Here is a 17,476-nt window from a genome sequence, read left to right as displayed (position 1 = left end):
GGCCGGCGCGGTCACGCCGCGGCATGGATTGCTCGTCCAGGCCCTCGCCTTGGCGGCCGAACTGGGGTATGCGCCGCGCGACACGGCCGAAGCACCTGACGGAGGAACCCATGACCGAGCTGCTGCAACTCCCCAACGAGGGCGCCTTTGTCGGCCGGGCGGCGGCGCCGGGCACGGCCCATCCGCTCGTCGTCACCGTGCGCGGCGACGCCGTCGTCGACATCACCTCGCGCGAGGCGCCGACCGTGCGCGACATCTGCGAGATGGACGATCCGGCCGGCTATGTCGGCCGCGCGGCAGGCCGCCCGATCGGCACGCTCGCGGCCATCGCCGAAAACAGCTTTCAGGCGAAGCGCGACGCCGGCCGGCCGCATCTGCTGTCGCCCGTCGACCTGCAGGCGGTGAAGGCGTCCGGCGTCACCTTCGTGGTCAGCCTGCTGGAGCGCGTCATCGAGGAGCAGGCGCGCGGCAACCCGGAGCGGGCGGCGGGCATCCGCGCCGACATCGCCGAGCTGATCGGCGACGATCTCTCCAGGCTGAAGCCCGGCTCGCCGGAAGCGATGGCCTGCAAGCTGAAGCTGATCGCGCGCGGCGCCTGGTCGCAATATCTGGAGGTCGGCATCGGCCCCGACGCCGAGATCTTCACCAAATGCCAGCCCTTGGCCTCGGTCGGCTTCGGCGCCGATGTCGGCCTGCACCCGATCTCCACCTGGAACAATCCGGAGCCGGAGATCGCCGTCATCGCCTCGAGCAGGGGCCGCATCGTCGGCGCCGCGCTCGGCAACGACGTCAATCTGCGCGACGTCGAGGGCCGCTCGGCGCTGCTGCTCGGCAAGGCCAAGGACAACAATGCCTCGGCCGCGCTCGGCCCCTTCATCCGGCTGTTCGACGACACCTTCTCGCTCGCCGACGTGAAGCAGGCCAAGGTCAGCCTGTCGGTGACCGGCGACGACGGCTTCGCGCTCGAGGGCGCGAGCTCGATGGCCGAGATCAGCCGCTCGCCGGAGGAGCTGGTCGCCGCCGCCATGGGCACGCACCATCAGTATCCCGACGGCATGGCGCTCTATCTCGGCACCATGTTCGTGCCGTCCAAGGACCGCGGCGAAGCCGGCAAGGGTTTTACCCACAAGGGCGGCGACATCGTCACCATTTCCACCGAGACGCTCGGCGCGCTGACGAACCGGGTAAAACTGTCGACCGAATGCCCGCCCTGGACCTACGGCGCCAGCCGGCTGATGCGGGATCTGGCGAAGGCTGGGCTGATCTGAGGGAGCGCTAGAGGGAAGCTGCGTCCGTCGAGGTGACGACGAGGCGATCCCTGAAATAGATCGAGAAGGCGCCAAGCTCATAGCTGCCGTCATCGTTCGTCTTCAGGATGTCGCCCTCCACCCGGCTGACATCCTTCATTCCCTGAATGATGTCGTTGACGTAGCGGAGCTGGCGCTTCAACTCGAGCGCGTTGCGCTCGCTGCTCACCTGGAAGGCGTCATCGCCGGACAGGGCGGCGCGCCGTTCCGACAGATACTCGGCGGAGTTGAGTATGACGCCCGTATTCAGATGGGGCAACGCTTTCTGCAAGCGCTCGAGGGCGTCCGACGTCGTGCGTCCCGTCTCGCCGTAAGTCGCCTCCTGCTGTGCGAGCCGCGACTGCGCCTGCCACTCCGGATCCCGGCGCAACGCCGCCTTCATCTCGTCTTCGAGCGCCCACATGTAGTCGTAGTCGCCCATCGCCATCGCGGCCTCTTGCGTCATGCCGGCGGGCACGAAGCCGCGCTTGAACGTCGAATCTCCGCCCGCGCGGTCGGCCTCCACCACGGAGCCTATGAAGTTGCGATACTCCTCATAGAGCTCTTGGTAGCTGGCCTTGCCGGCTTGCATCGGGACATCCACGGGCTTCTCGCCGACGGTCTTCAAGGCGCCGAACTCGTTCGCCGGCGCGGCTGCAGCGCCGAAAGCTCCGGATTCGTCATATTCGGTCGGACTGGGGTCGGCAGGCGCGCCGGGTCTGATAACCGGCTCGTCCCTGTCCGTCGCCGACATGGTCAGCCCCGCCGCCAAAGCGGAGTACGAAGTTTTGGTGACGATGGCTTGCGGGATATGGATCAGCTGCGATGAGATCTGCATGGCCGTGGCGTCTCAAGGTGCATTCCACGCCGAGCCGATCGCTCGGACAGACGGCCTAAACGTCGTATCGCAATTCCGATAATCAAACGTGAATACAAAGAACCGACGCTCGTCGCTGCTTGCCGGTTTGATTGACGGGTGAGACGCGAAGGAGATCAAGGACTACCCGGCTGGATCGTAGACAACAGGGGGGAAAATGCGACCAAGAACGGCTACTGCGTGGAAGTGGAGCGCACTTTTTGCTCTCCTGACAGCCACTTACCTAGTCATGGCATTTGTCGCTTCTGATTTCTGCCTCAATTATCAATTTTCAGACATCGGCCAAAATGCCGACTGCCGGCTCGTAACATTTTTGAACCCGTTAAAGCTTTTCAGCGGGTCATATGAGTGAATGCTCTAAAGCGCGTGGCACCGGTTCCCACGTTCGGGCGACATGCTTTAGCTGTGTTCCGGAGCGCCCGCTTCCCACCAATTGCGGAAGTGCAAATCTGGCCCCTGTTTAGAATGAGGGGGCTGGGCGGAGAGCGACGTCCCTTGAGCCGACGGATCAAACCGTCTTCGGCCTGAACTCATACGCGGCAATCGACTCCGGCTTCATCTCGATCGAAAACCCCGGCAGCTTCGGCGGCATGTAGGCGGCGTTGTCGATCACGCAGGGCTCGACGAAATGCTCGTGCAAATGGTCGACATATTCGATGACGCGGCCGTCCTTGCTGCCCGACACGGCGACAAAGTCGATCATCGACAGGTGCTGGACGTATTCGCAGAGACCCACGCCGCCGGCATGCGGCCACACCGGCAGGCCGTATTTCGCCGCCATCAGCAGCACCGACAGCACCTCGTTGAGGCCGCCCATGCGGCAGGCGTCGATCTGCACCACGTCGATCGCGCCGCCGGCGATCATCTGCTTGAAGACGATGCGGTTCTGGCACATCTCGCCGGTCGCCACCTTCACCGGCGCCACCGCCTCGCGGATCTTTTTGTGGCCGGCGACGTCGTCGGGGCTGGTCGGCTCCTCGATGAAATAGGGTTTTGCGAAGGAAAGCCTGTTCACCCAGTCGATCGCCTGGTCGACCTCCCATACCTGGTTGGCGTCGATCATCATGAAGCGATCCGGGCCGAGCACCTCGCGGGCGATGGTCAGCCGGCGGATGTCGTCGTCGAGGTCGCGGCCGACCTTCATCTTCACATGCGTGAAGCCGGCGTCGACGGCCTCCTGGCAGAGCCGCCGCAGTTTTTCGTCGGAATAGCCGAGCCAGCCGGCCGAGGTGGTGTAGCAGGCATAACCCTCGCGCTCGAGCAGGGCGATGCGCCCGGCCTTGCCCGCCTCGGCGCGCCGCAGGATTTCTAGCGCCTCCTCCGGCGTGATCGCGTCGGTGAGATAGCGGAAGTCGACGATCCTGACGATCTCCTCCGGGCTCATCTCGGCGACCAGCCGCCACACCGGCTTGCCGGCCTGCCTGGCGAGCAGGTCCCAGACCGCGTTGACGACCGCGCCGGTGGCGAGGTGCATGGCGCCCTTGTCCGGGCCGATCCAGCGCAGCTGGCTGTCGCCGGTCACATGCCGCCAGAACCGGCCGGGGTCCTCGCGGATCCAGTCCAGCTCCAAGCCGACCACCAGATGCCGCATCGCCTCGATGGCGCGGCAGCAGATGTCGTTGCCGCGCCCAATGGTGAAGGTCAGCCCGTGCCCCTCCAGCCCGCCATCCGTCTCCAGCACCACATAGGCGGCCGAATAGTCCGGATCGGGGTTCATCGCATCCGAGCCGTCCAGGCTTTGCGAGGTCGGAAAGCGCAAATCGTGGGTGCGAAGGCCGGTGATGCGGGTCATGGGAACTCCAGGCAGTAGGCAATAGGCAGATAGGCAGTAGGGAAGAATTGGCGGCAGCGCGCGGTAGCCTGCTGCCTATTGCCTACTGCCCACTGCCTTCAGGCATCAGCGACAAAAGTCTGCTTCTGCGTGCCGAGCCCCTCGATGCCGAGCTCGACGACGTCGCCGGCCTTGAGATAGCGCGGCGGCTTCAGGCCCATGCCGACGCCGGGCGGCGTGCCGGTCGAGATGACGTCGCCGGGCTGCAGGCTCATGAACTGGCTGAGGTAGGAGACCAGGTACTTCACCCCGTAGACCATGGTTTTGGTCGAGCCGTTCTGCATGGTCTGGCCGTTGACCGTCAGCCACATCGGCAGGTTCTGCGGGTCCGGCACCTCGTCCTTGGTGACCAGCCACGGGCCGATCGGGCCGAAGGTGTCGCAGCTCTTGCCCTTGGTCCACTGGCCGTGCCGCTCGGTCTGGAACGCCCGCTCCGACACGTCATGCGCCGTGCAGTAGCCGGCGACGTAGTCGAGCGCCTCGTCCTCGCTGACGTATTTGGCGGTCTTGCCGATGACGACGCCGAGCTCGACCTCCCAGTCGGTCTTCTGCGAGCCGCGCGGGATCAGCACATCGTCGTTGGGGCCGACGATCGCCGAGGTCGCCTTCATGAAGATGATCGGCTCCGGCGGCACCGTGGCGCCGGTCTCGGCGGCATGGTCGGAATAATTGAGGCCGATGCAGATGAATTTTCCGGTGCCGGCGACGCAGGGGCCGATGCGCGGATTGCCGGAGACCAGCGGCAGCGAGGCCGGATCGATCTTGCCGAGCGCCGCGAGCGAGGCCGGGTCGAGCTCGCTGCCGGCGAGGTCGAGCACATGGCCGGACAGGTCGCGGATGTTGCCGTCGGCGTCGATCACGCCGGGCTTCTCGCGCCCTGCCTCTCCAAAACGAATGAATTTCATCGATTGTCTCCCGGTTTTCGGTTCAGAACTGGTGCAAAATTCGCAAAAAGACGACGGAAATCGAGCCGTTTTCGCGAGTTCCGGCCGGCTCTCAGATCGTCCAGCCGCCGTCTATGGCATAGGCCTGGCCGGTCGTGTAGGTGGCGCCGGCCAGATAGACGGCGAGATCGGCGATTTCCTCCGGCGTGCCCATGCGCCCGATCGGCTGGCGGGCGATGAAGGCGGCGCGGGCCGCGTCGTAGTCGCCCTGGGCGCGCAGCCGGTCCTGCAGCGACGGGCTTTCCACCGTGCCGGGGCAGATGGCGTTGCAGCGGATGCCTTTTCCGACATAGTCGGCGGCCACCGCCTTGGTCAGCCCGATCACCGCCGCCTTGGTGACGCCGTAGGCGAAGCGGTTGGGCACGCCCTTCATGCTGGAGGCCACCGATGCCATGTTGATGATGGCGCCGTCGCCGCGCTCCAGCATGCCCGGCAGCACGGCGCGGATGGTGCGCACCATCGCCTTGACGTTGAGATCCCAGGCGAATTCGAGGTCGCCGTCCTTCATCTCCAGGATCGAGCCGGCATGGACGAAGCCGGCGCAGTTGAACAGCACATCGACGCGGCCGATCTCGGCCACCGCGGCATTCACCGCCGCCTCGTCGAGCACGTCGAGCTTGCGCGTCGCGATGCCCTCCTGTCCGCGCAGCCCGGCCAGCGCGGCTTCGTTGATGTCGGTCGCGTGGACCATGGCGCCGGCGCGCGCGAAAGCGAGCGCGCTCGCCTTGCCGATGCCCTGCGCGGCTGCCGTCAGCAGAACGGTCTTTCCCTCGAGGTTTGCCATGGAAGTTCCCTTTCAATCCTTGCTGGCGCCGACCGGCCGCCGCTCGACGACATAGATGTGATCGGCCGCCAGCACCACCTCGTCGCGCTGGTTCAAGACCTCGACGCGCTCGATGACCCGGCCGGCGTCCGGACGCCTGGGATCGTCCTCCTTGGCCGAGATGGTGGCGCGGGTCTTGATCGTGTCGCCGATGAACACCGGACGGATGAAGCGCAGCCGGTCATAGCCGTAGGAGAAGGCGACCGGATTGACGACGCTCGCCGTCAGCCCGACGCCGATCGAAAACACCATGGTGCCATGGGCGATGCGCTGGCCGAACGGCGTCGTCTTCATGAACTCGGCGTCCATGTGGTGCGGGAAGAAGTCGCCGGTATGGCCGGCATGCACGACGAAGTCGGTCTCGGTGATGGTGCGCCCGAAGGTCGTGCGCGAGAAGCCGATCTCGTACTCCTCGAAATAGGTGGTCTGTTCCATGTCAGGGCCTTGTGGCAAGCGGCGTGGCGGGCGCGGCGCTGGATTGGTAGGCGGCCTCGACCAGCGCCATGGTGTTCCAGGCGTCCTCGACCGAGCTCACCAGTTCGGCATCCTCGCCGGCCATGAAACGCTGCAGATTGGCCATGCGGCCGACGAAGGCATCCGGGAACCAGGCGCCCTGCAGCGGCACCGACACCCAGCCGTCGCCGCCCTTGGGATAGATCTCGAGAATGTCCGGCTCGCCACGGGGATAGTCGAGATTGACGCCGAGCTTCAGATAGGCGGCTCCTTCGGTCCCGCAGACGCGGAACTCGCAGGCCTGGTACTTTCGGCCGAACTTGTGGTCGTGGTTGATCGACAGCGCGCAGCGCACCGTATCGCCATAGTCGAGGATGGCGCTGGTGCGGGTCTGGGCGATCGCGTGATTCGGGTGCCCGAGCGTCTTGGCGTGCACGCCCTTCGGATCGCCGAGCAGCTGCCGGATCAGGTCGAGGTAATGGATCGAATGCAGCGCCAGCTCGACCCGCGGCGCCTTCAAGAGAAACTCCCAGAGCTGCCACGGCGTGTCGAGCGCCAGCCAGGCGTCGAAATCGACCACCTTGCCCAGCCAGTCCTTTGCGATCGCATCCTTCAGCGCCAGCATCATCGGTGCGAAGCGGAGCTGGAAATTGACGGCGGCAACGAGCTTCTTTTGCCGGCAAATTTTCAGGATTTCGGTTGCGCCGGCGAGGTCGGCGCCCATCGGCTTCTGGATCAGCGCCGGCGCGCCGTCGGGCAGGGCTTTCAGGACGGGGGCGTGGAACTGCGGCGGCGTGGCGAGGTCGAAGATGGCGCCTTCGACCGACGCCGCCTCTTCCGGGTTGCGGTAGGCCTTGACACCCCATTCACCAGCCAGCTTCTCGGCCTTGGCGATGTCCGGATCATAGAGGCCGGCGACGGGAAAGCCGGCCTTGCGATAGGCCGGGAAGTGCGCGTCCCCGACGATCGAGCCGGCGCCGAAGGTGACGATCGGGCGCGGGTTGGAGGGAGCGGGCCAGGACTGGGCGAGGGAGGATGGGGAGAAGGTCATCGCGCATTCCCTCCCCCTTGAGGGGAGGGTGGCCCGAAGGGCCGGGTGGGGTCCGAGCGGCCGGACGTCAACCTCCTCTCCCCCCTTGAGGGGGAGATGGCCGCGTAGCGGCCAGAGGGGGTTGGTGCGGCCGCGCGCCGACCTTCTGATTCGGCGGTGCAGGAAGGGGCGCCGCGCACTGCCGCGGCGACCCCACCCGGCCGCTTCGCGGCCACCCTCACCTCAAGGGGGAGGGAGAGGCGGCGCTCAATCCACATGAAACACCTCTTCCATGCCGGCCCACCACTCGCCCTCCTTGCGGGTGTCGAGCGGGGCCTGGAGCGGCATGTTGATTGCCCACCAGCGCTGCGTCTCGGGATCGGCGGCCATCCTGGCGGAATCGGCGGCGAAATCGCTGCCGTGGTACTCGAAATAGGCGAACATCAGGTTCTCGGGCTCGCGCAGGAAAATCGAGTAGTTGCGGATGTTGCAGTCGGCGATCTTGGCCAGCACCGAGGGCCATACGTCCGCGTGCAGCCGTTTGTATTCGGCTATGTGCTCCGGCTTGATGCCGAGAACCAAACCCATGCGCTGCATCGTCAGGCCTCCCCTGCCGTGATCTCTCTGGTGAACTCGGCGATGCTCATGCCCCTGACCGCGTCCCAGTTCCAGTCGATGCCGATGCCGGGCTCCGAAGGGGCGATCGCCTGACCGTCGACGATCTGCATGTGCTTGCCCGTAAGATCATCGATCTGCGGAATGTACTCCACATATTTGCCGTTCTGCACCGCGCAGACCAGGCTGACATGCAGCTCCATCAGGAAATGCGGGCAGACCGGCATGTCGAAGGCTTCCGCCGCGTGCGCGACCTTGAGCCACGGCGTGATGCCGCCGATGCGGCCGACGTCGACCTGCACGATCGAGCAGCCGCCCTTCTGCATGTATTCGCGGAAATGCCGGATCGAATAGAGCGACTCGCCGACAGCGATGGGCGTCGCGGTCGAGCGGTTCAGCCTGATATGGCCGTCGAGGTCGTCGGCCGGCAGCGGCTCCTCGATCCAGGCGAGGTCGAGCTCGCGCAGCCGCTCGGCCCGGCGGATCGCCTCGTCCACGGCAAAACCCTGGTTGCAGTCGGTCATGATCTCGTAGCCGTCGCCGACCGCCTTGCGCACGGCGGAGAGGCGGGAAAAGTCCTCGGCGCCGTGCGGCTTGCCGATCTTCACCTTGGACCCGCGAAAACCCTTCTCCTTGGCCTGCACGGCGTCGTCGACCAGCGCCTGCGGCTCGATATGCAGCCAGCCGCCTTCGGTGGTGTAGAGCGGCACGCGGTCGCGTGCGCCGCCGGCAAGCTTCCACAGCGGCAGGCCGAGTTTTTTGGCGCGCAGGTCCCAAAGCGCGGTGTCGATCGCCGCCAGCGCGATCGCCGTGAGGGCGCCGATGGTCGTGGCGTGGGTGGCGAATTCCAGCTCGTGCCAGATCGCCTCGATCTGGTCGGCGTCGCGGCCGATGATGCGCGGGGCGAGATGGTCGGCGAGCAGCCGCATCACCGACGAGCCGCCGGTGCCGATGGTGTAGGAATAGCCGGTGCCGGTCGCCCCGTCGGCATCGGTGATGGTGACGATCGGCGTTTCCTGGGAAACGAAGCTCTGGATGGCGTCGGTGCGCTTGACCTTGGGCTTTAGGTCCACCATGCGCAGCTCGACCTTCTCGATCCTCGCCATCGGTCCTCCTCCTTATTTCCGCAGCGTCCTGCCGGTACCGGCATCGAACAGATGCGCCCGGCCGAGATCAAGGCTCATGGCGATTTTTTCGCCGGGCCGAAGCGGCTTCGGGTTCAGCATGCGCGAGACCCATTCCCTGCCGTCGAAGTCGGCGAAGACGAGCGTCTCGTTGCCGAGCGGCTCGGTGATCGCGATCGGCAGGTCGACCGTGTGCACCGCCGCCGCGTCGCCGGAATGCAGGCCGTGGCCGGCCGGAAAGATGTCGTCGGGGCGCAGGCCGAACACCACCTTCTGGCCGGCCGAAACATGATTGCGGAACTCCGGCGGGATGGGCAGCGTCGCGCCGCCGGAGAAGGCGAGCGCCCCGTCATAGACGAGCGCCTCCTGCAAATTCATCGGCGGCGATCCGATGAAGCCGGCGACGAAGCGGGTGGCCGGGCGGCGGAACACCTCCTCCGGTGTGCCGACCTGCTCGATATGGCCGTCGCGCATGATGACGATGCGGTCAGACAGCGTCATCGCCTCCACCTGGTCGTGGGTGACGTAGACCATGGTTGTCTGCATGCGGGCGTGCAGCTTCTTGATCTCGGTGCGCACCTGGCTGCGCAGTTTCGCGTCGAGGTTCGACAGCGGCTCGTCGAACAGGAAGACCTCCGGCCGCCGCACGATGGCGCGGCCCATGGCGACGCGCTGGCGCTGGCCGCCGGAAAGCTGCGACGGACGGCGCTCCAGCAATTGCTCGAGGCTCAGCATGGAAGCCGCCTCGGCGACCGCCTTGTCGATCTCGGCCTGCGGGCGCCCGGCGATCTTCAGCGAGAACCCCATGTTCTCGCGCACCGTCATGTGCGGGTAGAGCGCATAGGACTGGAACACCATGGAGATGTTGCGCGAGCGCGGCGGCAGGTCGTTGACGGTGCGCCCGCCGATCCTGATCTCGCCGCCGGAAATATCCTCCAGCCCCGCGATCATCCGAAGCGTCGTCGACTTGCCGCAGCCGGACGGGCCGACCAGTGCGATGAACTCGCGGTCGGCGACCTCCAGGTCGATGCCGTGCACGACCGGGGTGGCGCCGTAGCGTTTTTCGAGTTTTCGCAGGGTTACGGTGGCCATGATCGAGTCCTATTGATCCGAGTTCGGCCGGAGCAGCGTGAACCCACCCCCACCCCTTACCCCTCCCCACAAGGGGGAGGGGGGCGTCAACGCCCCAGAATCCCCCTCCCCCTTGTGGGGAGGGGTAAGGGGTGGGGGTGGTTTGACGTGCTCGCTCATCATCACCCCTTCACCGCACCCGAGGTCAGGCCGGAGACGAGGTGTTTCTGCACGATGAAGGTGAGCGTCAGCGCCGGCACGATCATGACGACCGCGAGCGCGCACATGCCGCGCCAGTCTATGGTGAACTCGGCCGTGTAGTCGAGCAGACCGACCGGCAGCGTCTTCGACGCCGTCGAGCGGGTGAGCTGGGAGGCGAGCGCGAACTCGTTCCAGGATGTGAGGAAGGCGAAGATGCCGGCCGAGGCGATGCCGGGGCGCGCCAGCGGGAACTCGACCTGCCAGAACGCCTGCCAGCGCGTGCAGCCGTCGATCTGCGCGGCTTCCGCCAGATCCTTCGGCACCTGGCGGAAGAAGCCGTCGATCAGCCAGATGGTGAAGGGCACGTTGAGCGCCACGTAGGCGAGGATCAGGCCGAAATGCGTGTCGATGATGCCGAGACGGGCGAAGACGAAGAACAGCGGCAGCGACAGGGCGATGCCGGGCACGGTGCGGGTCAGCATGAAGCCGAGGAATATGCCGGACTTGCCCTTGAAGCGGTAGCGGGCGAAGGCATAACCGCCGGCCATGCCGATGGCGAGCGCGATGACGGTCGAAGTGACCGAAATCACGATCGAGTTGCGGAAATAGTCGAGCACCGGGATGCCGCCCTGGCCGACGCCGGAGAACATGGCGACATAGGCGTCGAAGGAGATCTCCTGCGGGATCCACACCGGCGGCTTCGCCAGGATCTCGACGGTGGGCCTTAGCGACGACAGCACGATCCACAGGCCCGGCAGGCAGATGACCGCCATGGCCAGGAACAGGCCGACCGAGTGGCCGATGGAAAGCGCGCGGCGCTTCAGGCGGTGGGCGGCGTTCTCGTTCATCTCACCACTCCGCGCCGATCTGCTGGCGGGCGGCCGCCAGCTTGCGGAAGAAATAGAAGGTGAAGACGATCGACAGGATGATGGCGAAATAGGACATGGCGTTGGCCATGCCCATGCGCGAATCGGCATAGCCGGTGCGGGCGATCAGCGTCCACAACAGCTCCGTGCGCTTGGCCGGGCCGCCGTCGGTCATGATCTTGACGATGTCGTAGGCGCGCGCGATGTCGAGCGAACGGATGGTCATGGCGATGAAGGCGAAGGGCATGACGAACGGCCAGGTGACGTAGCGAAACGTCTGCCAGGGCGTGCAGCCGTCGACGCGCGCCGCTTCCATCGGCTCCCGAGGCATCGCCATCAGCCCGGCGAGGATGAAGATGGCGAAGACGGCGGTCGACAGCCAGACCTCGGCGACGAGGATGGCGATGAAGGCGAGATTGCCGTCGATCAGCCAGGGGATGGCGCGGTCGGTCAGCCCGAGCGCCTGCAGGGCGTTGTTCACCAGGCCGATATTGTCGTTGAACATGAACTTGAACTGGAAGCCGACCAGGATCGGCGAGAACATCATGGGAACCATCATGATGGTGCGCAGGACCCGCTGGCCGCGCGAGGCCTTTTCCACCAGCACCGCCAGGCCGAGGCCGAGCAGCATTTCCAGGTTGAGCGCAATGGTGAGCAGCAGCACGGTGCGCCCGAAGGCGACCCAGAACTGCCAGTCGGCGAGCAAATTGGCGTAGTTGCGGAGGCCGATGAAGGTCCAGATCGAGTCCGGCCGGGTCAGGCGGAACGGCGTGAAGCTCGACCACAGCGACAAAAGCAGCGGCACAACCACCACCGCCGCCAGCACGATGAAGGCCGGCAGCAGGAGCAGGGTCGGGGCGGAAGGCCGCGGGAGTTTCATTGGCTTCGTTTTCTTTCTTTGCGGCCCATGCAATCCGGAAGATACCGCGCCGCCCCTCACTACCCTGCCGGGCATCTCTCCCCGTGGCCATCGGGGTTATCGCATATGGCACACGGCACGAACTCCGGCGCCCCGTACCCCCACCCCTAACCCCTCCCCACAAGGGGGAGGGGGACTGTGCGGCCGCCATGCCATGCGAAACCATCGACGATTGGCGCCAAGCGCAGATGCCAGTCAGTCCCCTCCCCCTTGAGGGGAGGGGCTAGGGGTGGGGGTACCCTCCACCACTTGGGGCGGCGAAGCCGCCCCACCCCATTTCCTTTACAGCTCGCCCGCGTCCTCCAGGATCGCGGTCGCCTTTTCGGCAGCGGCGTCGAGCGCTTCCTTCGACGTCTTGTCGCCGAGGATGGCGGCCTGCAGTTCGGGATAGACGGCGTTGGAGATCTCGATCCACGAGGCGGTCTGCGGAACCGGGAAGGCATTCTGCGCTGCTTCCTGGAAGGCCTTCAGCACCTCGGTCTTGTAGGCGTCGCCGGACGCCTGGGCGATGTCCCACTCCCACACGGCGGTGCGGGTCGGCAACGGCCCGGCGGCGGCCTCCAGCTTCTGGCTGTCCTCGTTGGTGAGCCACCAGACGAGCGACGCGGCCGCCTCCTTGCTGGCGCAGCTCTCGGTCACCGAGAAGCCGTGATGGCCGGACCAGCCGGTGCGCTTGCCGGACGAGCCCTTGGGCTGCACCTTCACGCCGACATTGCCCGCGACCTTGGACGACTTCGGATCGTTGAAGAAGCCAGCCCAGCCCGGCCAGTCGAGGTTGAGGGCGACGGTGCCGGAGGCAAAACCCTGGCCGAGGTCGTCCCACAGGTAGTTGGTGGTGCCGGCGGGCACCGCCTTGGCCTTGTAGAGGTTGACGAACCAGTCGAGCGCCCGCACGCCGGCCTCGGAATTGAAGGCGGGCTTGCCGTCGGCGTCGAGATATTCGCCACCCTCGGCCACCAGCATCTCGTAGAAGCGGCCGTTGATCGCCTCTTCCTTGCCGGCGAACTGGGTGCCGTAGAAATCCGGCGGCGCGGCGAAGAACTCGGCCTGCCGGGCCACCTCCTCCCAGGTGTCGGGCGGCGTCAGCTCGGCGCCGGTCTTCTCCTTGTAGGCGGCCTTCTTCGCCTCGTCGGCGTAGAGGCTCTTCTGGTAATAGAGCGCCGACACGTCGAACTGGGCGCGCGGCAGCATCACCAGCTTGCCGCCCAGCGTCGAGGCGGCGATGTTGGCCGGCACGAAGGCGTCGATCTCGGCCTTCGGCAGCAGCGCCGACAGATCGGCGTAGATGTCCGGATATTGCGGCGCGAAGGACGAGTGGTTGGAGCCGACGCACCAGGAGAGCGAACCGGTGGCGATGTCGGACTTGATCTCCTTGTCGAGCTCGAAATGGTTCTTCTTGGAGACGACGTTGACCTTGGCGCCGGTCGCCTTCTCCCACTCGGCGATGCGCGCGTAGAGCGCCTCGTATTGCTGGCCGCCGATGAGCTTGGCGTCGATGGTGACGCCCTCGAACTTGCCCGGAAGCTCCTGGGCGAAGGCGACGCCGCCGAACGCCAATGCGATGACACCGGCGGATACGCCGGAAAGCAGTCTTTTCATCCGATCCTCCCGAAGGCGGGCCTCCAGCCCGCGAAACCAACAAGCACCCGTTGACGAATTCTTCATTCATATACAAAGATTATTTTCATGGATCGGTCAAGCGCAAAGTCGGCCGCCGGATTGCGTTCTGCGCATATGCAGGCCAGTATTCACCGGGGAGGGAGAGCCGCCGTGGAAGAAGACGATTCGGACCGCTACCGCGCGCCGGCGCTGGACAAGGGGCTGGACATCCTCGAACTGCTCGCCGGCGTCGACGGCGGGCTCACCCAGGCGGAGATCGCCAAGCGGCTCGGCCGCAGTCCCAACGAATTCTACCGCATGCTCGACCGGCTGGTGAGGCGCGGCTACGTCACCAAGCCGGACGGCGACCGCTATTCTCTGACCCTGAAGCTGTTCGGGCTGGCGCAGCTGCACGCGCCGGTGCGGCGGCTGGTCTCCTACGCCACGCCGCTGATGCGCGAGCTGGCCGAGACGTCGCGGCAGGCCAACCAGCTCGTCGTGTTCGACCGCGGCTCGGCCGTCGTCATCGCCCAGCAAGAGGCGCCCGGCTACTGGGGCATCTCGATCCGCGTCGGCTCGCATATCAGCCTGTTCGACACCGGATCGGGCCACGTGCTGCTCGCCTTCCGCTCGCCGGAGGAGCGGCAGATGATGATCGCCGAGCATTTGCGCAGCACCGAGAAGCCGGCGCAGCCGCAGGCGTTCTACGACCGCCTCGACCAGATCCGCGACCGCGGCTACGAGATGATGGCGAGCCTGCAGACGGCCGGCGTCTACAACCTGTCGGCGCCGGTGCTGGGGCCGGACGAGCGGGCGATCGCGGCGCTGACGATCCCCTACATCACGCTGGTCAACCAGCCGTCGGCGCCCGATATCACGCAGACGATCGAACTGGTGCTGGCGACGGCGGAGAAGCTGTCGCAGCTTGCCGGCTCGGACGTGAAGCACACGGGCTGACGCCGCGCACCCGTCAACGATCCGCCGGGAGGAACCACATGATCATCGACACGCATCTGCACATCGTCGACCGCGGGGCCCTGAGCTATCCCTGGCTGAAGAGCACGCCGGCGCTCGACCGCGACTTCTCCTACGAGGACTACGCCCGCGAGGCGCGGCGCGGCGGCATCTCCGACACGCTGCACATGGAGGTCGACGTCGACCCGGCCGACATCGAGGCGGAGACGGCCTATGTGGCGCGCAAGGCGCGCAAGCCCGGCAGCCTTTTGCGCGGCGCCATCGCCGCCTGCAGGCCGGAGGACCCGGGCTTCGCCGAATATCTGGAGCGGGCGCGCGAGACGCTGTTCGTCAAGGGCTTTCGCCGCGTGCTGCACGTCGTACCGGACGACCTTTCCGAGGGCGCGCTGTTCCGGGAAAACATCGGGAGGCTGAAGGGGACCGGACTGACCTTCGATCTCTGCGTGCTGCCGCACCAGATACCCAAGGCGATCGCGCTGATCGACCTGGCGCCCGACGTGCAGTTCGTGCTCGACCATTGCGGTGTCCCCGACATCAAGGGCGGCGCCGAGCATCCCTGGCGCGAGCATATGACCGAGATCGCCAGGCGCCCGAACGTGGTCGGAAAGATCTCCGGCGTCGTCGCCTATGCCGATCCCGAAAGCTGGACGGTCGAGACGCTGCGCCCCTATGTCGAGCACACGATCGGCGTGTTCGGCTGGGACCGGGTGGTGTGGGGCAGCGATTGGCCGGTCTGCACGCTGGGCGGCGGCCTGTCCACCTGGCTGGCCGCGACGCACGCGCTGGTCGCCGGCGCCAGCGTGGAAGAGAAGGCGAAGCTGCTTTCGGGCAATGCGCGGAGGATCTGGCGGCTGTAGCGGCAGGTTTCAACGTAGGAAGGCGGTTTTCCCGATGTTCGAGATCGTCCAGACAGCCGAGTTCATGGCCTGGCTGGGCGATCTCGCCGACATTCGCGCCAGACAGCGTATTCTGCAACGAATAGACAGGGCGCGAGCCGGCCTGCTGGGCGACGTCAAATATTTCGACGGCATTGGCGAGATGCGCATCGATCACGGGCCGGGCTACCGCCTTTACTTCATCCGACACGGGAGTAGACTCATCATCCTGCTTTGCGGTGGAGACAAGTCCACGCAACACCGTGATATCCGACGCGCGCTTCAGCTCGCCAAGGAGAAATGAATGCCGCTCAAGACCTATCCGTTCGACAGTTCGCGCTACCTCGACGACGACCAATCGCAGCGCGAATTGCTTGCCGATGCGATGGGAACCGGCGATGCGGTCTACATTGCCCACGCGGTCGGTGTTGTCGCTCGCGCGCGTGGCATGACCAGCATCGCTGAAGAGGCCGGCGTACCGCGCGAAGCGCTCTATGCGGCGCTTGCCGACGACCAGAATCCCGACGTCAACACGCTGCTGGACATATTGAAGCGGCTCGGCATCAAGAGTTCCACTCTCGCCGCCGAGTAGCGGACCTGGATAGGTCACTTTTGTTCTGCTGACGCCGTTGCCTCGGCGCAATAGCCTTGCGCCGTTGCGTTCCGCTTCGTTCAAGCGGCCCTACCCCTTGGCAAAACTCTCCCGGAACAGCCGGTTGAGGTCATCCACGACCGCGCCGGCGGCATGCCTATCCTTCAGCCCTGCATTGATGCGGTCGGAGGCGGCCTGCTGGAAACCCATGTAGCCGTCGTGGCGGGGGCGCACCCAGGCGCCCTCCAGCGTGGCGCGGGTGTCTTTGTAGAAGCCGCCGGTGGCGGCGTTGACCGCCTCGTCCTCCCAGCCCGCGGCGTGGCCCGGCTGACCGCCGGATGCGGCATAGAGCCCGCGCTGCACTTCCCCACTCGCCACCCAATAGGCGAAGTCGATGGCCGCGTCCCTTGCCGTGGAAAAGGACGAGACGGCGATGCCGGTGCCGCCTAGCGCCGAGCCGACCGGGCCCTCGCCGCCGGCGACGGGAATGTCGGCGAAGGCCAGGCGGTTCGGCCGAAAACCATCCATGGCGTAGCTGACATAGCCGTAGATCAGCGGCGCGCAGATTATTTTCGAGCCCGGCTCCGCCATCTGTTCGGACACGGCGATCGGATCCATGTCGAAGCAGGCCGGGTCGACCAGCGCCGCCATCTCGCGCAACAGCTCGAACACCTGTTCGCCGCCGTCGCTGCCGATCAGGTCGCCCGGCCCCGTCGCCGCGCACGGCCGGCCGAGATTGGCGGACAGCGTGAAGAAGCACATCAAGGTGTGCGGCGGCCGGAGCGGCAGGAGCACCCGGCCTTGCCGGGCGAGATCGAGCGCTTCCGCCCATAAGGCCGGCGCCGCGGCCAGCGCATCAGGCCGCCAGGCCTGCACCTGCGCCGCCGCGTCGATCGGAAAAGCCCATTGCCGGCCTTGCCACATATAGCTGGGAAAGGACCGGCCGACGCTGCCTTGCGCAAGCGCGTCACGCTCGGTCTCGCGCCCCGCCACGTCGAGCGGCGCCAGGCAGCCTTCCGCGGTGATCTGACCGACATGCGGATGGTCTATGACGATCAGGTCGTAGGCGCGCGCCAACTCCTCGACCGGGAAGGATTCGAAGTCCTGCAGCGAGCGCTTGTCCCATTCGACGGCGACGCCGGTCCTGTCCTTCCACAGCGCCGAGCAGGCGACCATCGGGTCGTAGCCGCGCGGATGGCTCCAGGTCATGCCTTTGAGGATGGTCATGACGCGCGCCTTGAGAAGGATTCATTGCTAGCCGCCCCCTCCACCACGCTTCGCGTGGTCCCCCTCCCCCGCTTCGCAGGGGAGGAGCCGCAGCGGAGCCGCCGGCACGCCCTGGATCCTCCCCCGTTTACGGGGGAGGGGGACCACGCGAAGCGTGGTGGAGGGGGC

The 17,476-nt window shown here is 66.2% G+C and carries 18 protein-coding genes; 5 read left to right on the top strand and 13 right to left on the bottom strand.

What is annotated here, in order from left to right:
* Nucleotides 1-110: 110 nt before the first annotated feature.
* The gene (locus AC5JDC_RS12710) at nucleotides 111-1,268 is read left to right on the top strand and encodes a fumarylacetoacetate hydrolase family protein (protein ID WP_495841670.1); all 1,158 of its coding nucleotides are present in this window, start codon (nucleotides 111-113) and stop codon (nucleotides 1,266-1,268) included.
* 7 nt (nucleotides 1,269-1,275) lie between these two features.
* Here AC5JDC_RS12710 and AC5JDC_RS12705 read toward each other — a convergent pair whose 3' ends face one another.
* The 12 genes from AC5JDC_RS12705 to AC5JDC_RS12650 all read right to left on the bottom strand — a co-directional run bounded on the left by AC5JDC_RS12705 (nucleotide 1,276) and on the right by AC5JDC_RS12650 (nucleotide 13,639).
* Nucleotides 1,276-2,124 carry a hypothetical protein gene (locus AC5JDC_RS12705; RefSeq protein ID WP_495841669.1) on the bottom strand — a complete coding sequence of 283 codons (849 nt, stop codon included), beginning with the start codon at nucleotides 2,122-2,124 and terminating at the stop codon, nucleotides 1,276-1,278.
* 547 nt (nucleotides 2,125-2,671) lie between these two features.
* The gene (locus AC5JDC_RS12700; RefSeq protein ID WP_495841668.1) at nucleotides 2,672-3,955 is read right to left on the bottom strand and encodes an L-fuconate dehydratase; all 1,284 of its coding nucleotides are present in this window, start codon (nucleotides 3,953-3,955) and stop codon (nucleotides 2,672-2,674) included.
* Nucleotides 3,956-4,053: 98 nt separating this feature from the next.
* Complete coding sequence (locus tag AC5JDC_RS12695) at nucleotides 4,054-4,899, bottom strand: fumarylacetoacetate hydrolase family protein (protein ID WP_495841667.1); 846 nt, start codon at nucleotides 4,897-4,899, stop codon at nucleotides 4,054-4,056.
* A gap of 91 nt (nucleotides 4,900-4,990) precedes the next feature.
* Entirely contained in the window at nucleotides 4,991-5,722 is a 732-nt protein-coding gene (locus AC5JDC_RS12690; RefSeq protein ID WP_495841666.1) for an SDR family oxidoreductase, read from the bottom strand.
* Nucleotides 5,723-5,734: 12 nt separating this feature from the next.
* Nucleotides 5,735-6,196 (bottom strand): MaoC/PaaZ C-terminal domain-containing protein, encoded by a 462-nt coding sequence (locus AC5JDC_RS12685; protein ID WP_495841665.1) that lies wholly within the window; start codon nucleotides 6,194-6,196, stop codon nucleotides 5,735-5,737.
* A 1-nt stretch (nucleotide 6,197) separates the two neighbouring features.
* On the bottom strand, nucleotides 6,198-7,265 hold the full coding sequence (locus AC5JDC_RS12680; RefSeq protein ID WP_495841664.1) for a Gfo/Idh/MocA family protein: 1,068 nt from the start codon (nucleotides 7,263-7,265) through the stop codon (nucleotides 6,198-6,200).
* 246 nt (nucleotides 7,266-7,511) lie between these two features.
* A complete protein-coding gene (locus AC5JDC_RS12675) occupies nucleotides 7,512-7,841 on the bottom strand; it encodes an L-rhamnose mutarotase (RefSeq protein WP_495841663.1) in 330 nt (109 codons plus the stop codon).
* Between the two features lie 2 nt (nucleotides 7,842-7,843).
* Entirely contained in the window at nucleotides 7,844-8,965 is a 1,122-nt protein-coding gene (locus tag AC5JDC_RS12670) for a mandelate racemase/muconate lactonizing enzyme family protein (RefSeq protein WP_495841662.1), read from the bottom strand.
* A 12-nt stretch (nucleotides 8,966-8,977) separates the two neighbouring features.
* Nucleotides 8,978-10,075, bottom strand: a complete 1,098-nt coding sequence (locus tag AC5JDC_RS12665) for an ABC transporter ATP-binding protein (RefSeq protein WP_495841661.1) — start codon at nucleotides 10,073-10,075, stop codon at nucleotides 8,978-8,980.
* A 161-nt stretch (nucleotides 10,076-10,236) separates the two neighbouring features.
* Nucleotides 10,237-11,103 (bottom strand): carbohydrate ABC transporter permease, encoded by an 867-nt coding sequence (locus AC5JDC_RS12660; protein ID WP_106773872.1) that lies wholly within the window; start codon nucleotides 11,101-11,103, stop codon nucleotides 10,237-10,239.
* Between the two features lies 1 nt (nucleotide 11,104).
* Nucleotides 11,105-12,001, bottom strand: a complete 897-nt coding sequence (locus tag AC5JDC_RS12655; RefSeq protein WP_495841660.1) for a carbohydrate ABC transporter permease — start codon at nucleotides 11,999-12,001, stop codon at nucleotides 11,105-11,107.
* A 321-nt stretch (nucleotides 12,002-12,322) separates the two neighbouring features.
* Nucleotides 12,323-13,639, bottom strand: coding sequence for an ABC transporter substrate-binding protein (locus AC5JDC_RS12650; protein ID WP_495841659.1), 1,317 nt, complete (start codon nucleotides 13,637-13,639; stop codon nucleotides 12,323-12,325).
* Between the two features lie 171 nt (nucleotides 13,640-13,810).
* On the opposite strand from AC5JDC_RS12650, the gene AC5JDC_RS12645 reads away from it, so the two are divergent.
* Genes AC5JDC_RS12645 through AC5JDC_RS12630 form a run of 4 tightly spaced genes read left to right on the top strand, consistent with a single transcriptional unit; the run spans nucleotide 13,811 to nucleotide 16,081 of the window.
* Complete coding sequence (locus AC5JDC_RS12645) at nucleotides 13,811-14,596, top strand: IclR family transcriptional regulator (protein ID WP_106773875.1); 786 nt, start codon at nucleotides 13,811-13,813, stop codon at nucleotides 14,594-14,596.
* 38 nt (nucleotides 14,597-14,634) lie between these two features.
* Nucleotides 14,635-15,471 carry an amidohydrolase family protein gene (locus AC5JDC_RS12640; RefSeq protein ID WP_495841658.1) on the top strand — a complete coding sequence of 279 codons (837 nt, stop codon included), beginning with the start codon at nucleotides 14,635-14,637 and terminating at the stop codon, nucleotides 15,469-15,471.
* A gap of 34 nt (nucleotides 15,472-15,505) precedes the next feature.
* Complete coding sequence (locus tag AC5JDC_RS12635; RefSeq protein ID WP_106773877.1) at nucleotides 15,506-15,793, top strand: type II toxin-antitoxin system RelE/ParE family toxin; 288 nt, start codon at nucleotides 15,506-15,508, stop codon at nucleotides 15,791-15,793.
* A complete protein-coding gene (locus AC5JDC_RS12630; protein ID WP_495841657.1) occupies nucleotides 15,794-16,081 on the top strand; it encodes an addiction module antidote protein in 288 nt (95 codons plus the stop codon).
* A gap of 90 nt (nucleotides 16,082-16,171) precedes the next feature.
* Here the strand turns inward: AC5JDC_RS12630 and AC5JDC_RS12625 are convergent, their stop codons facing one another.
* Nucleotides 16,172-17,308 carry an extracellular solute-binding protein gene (locus tag AC5JDC_RS12625; protein WP_495841656.1) on the bottom strand — a complete coding sequence of 379 codons (1,137 nt, stop codon included), beginning with the start codon at nucleotides 17,306-17,308 and terminating at the stop codon, nucleotides 16,172-16,174.
* Nucleotides 17,309-17,476 lie beyond the last annotated feature (168 nt).

This window comes from Kumtagia sp. (assembly GCF_059502445.1).
This window is presented reverse-complemented; position numbering and strand designations above follow the sequence as displayed.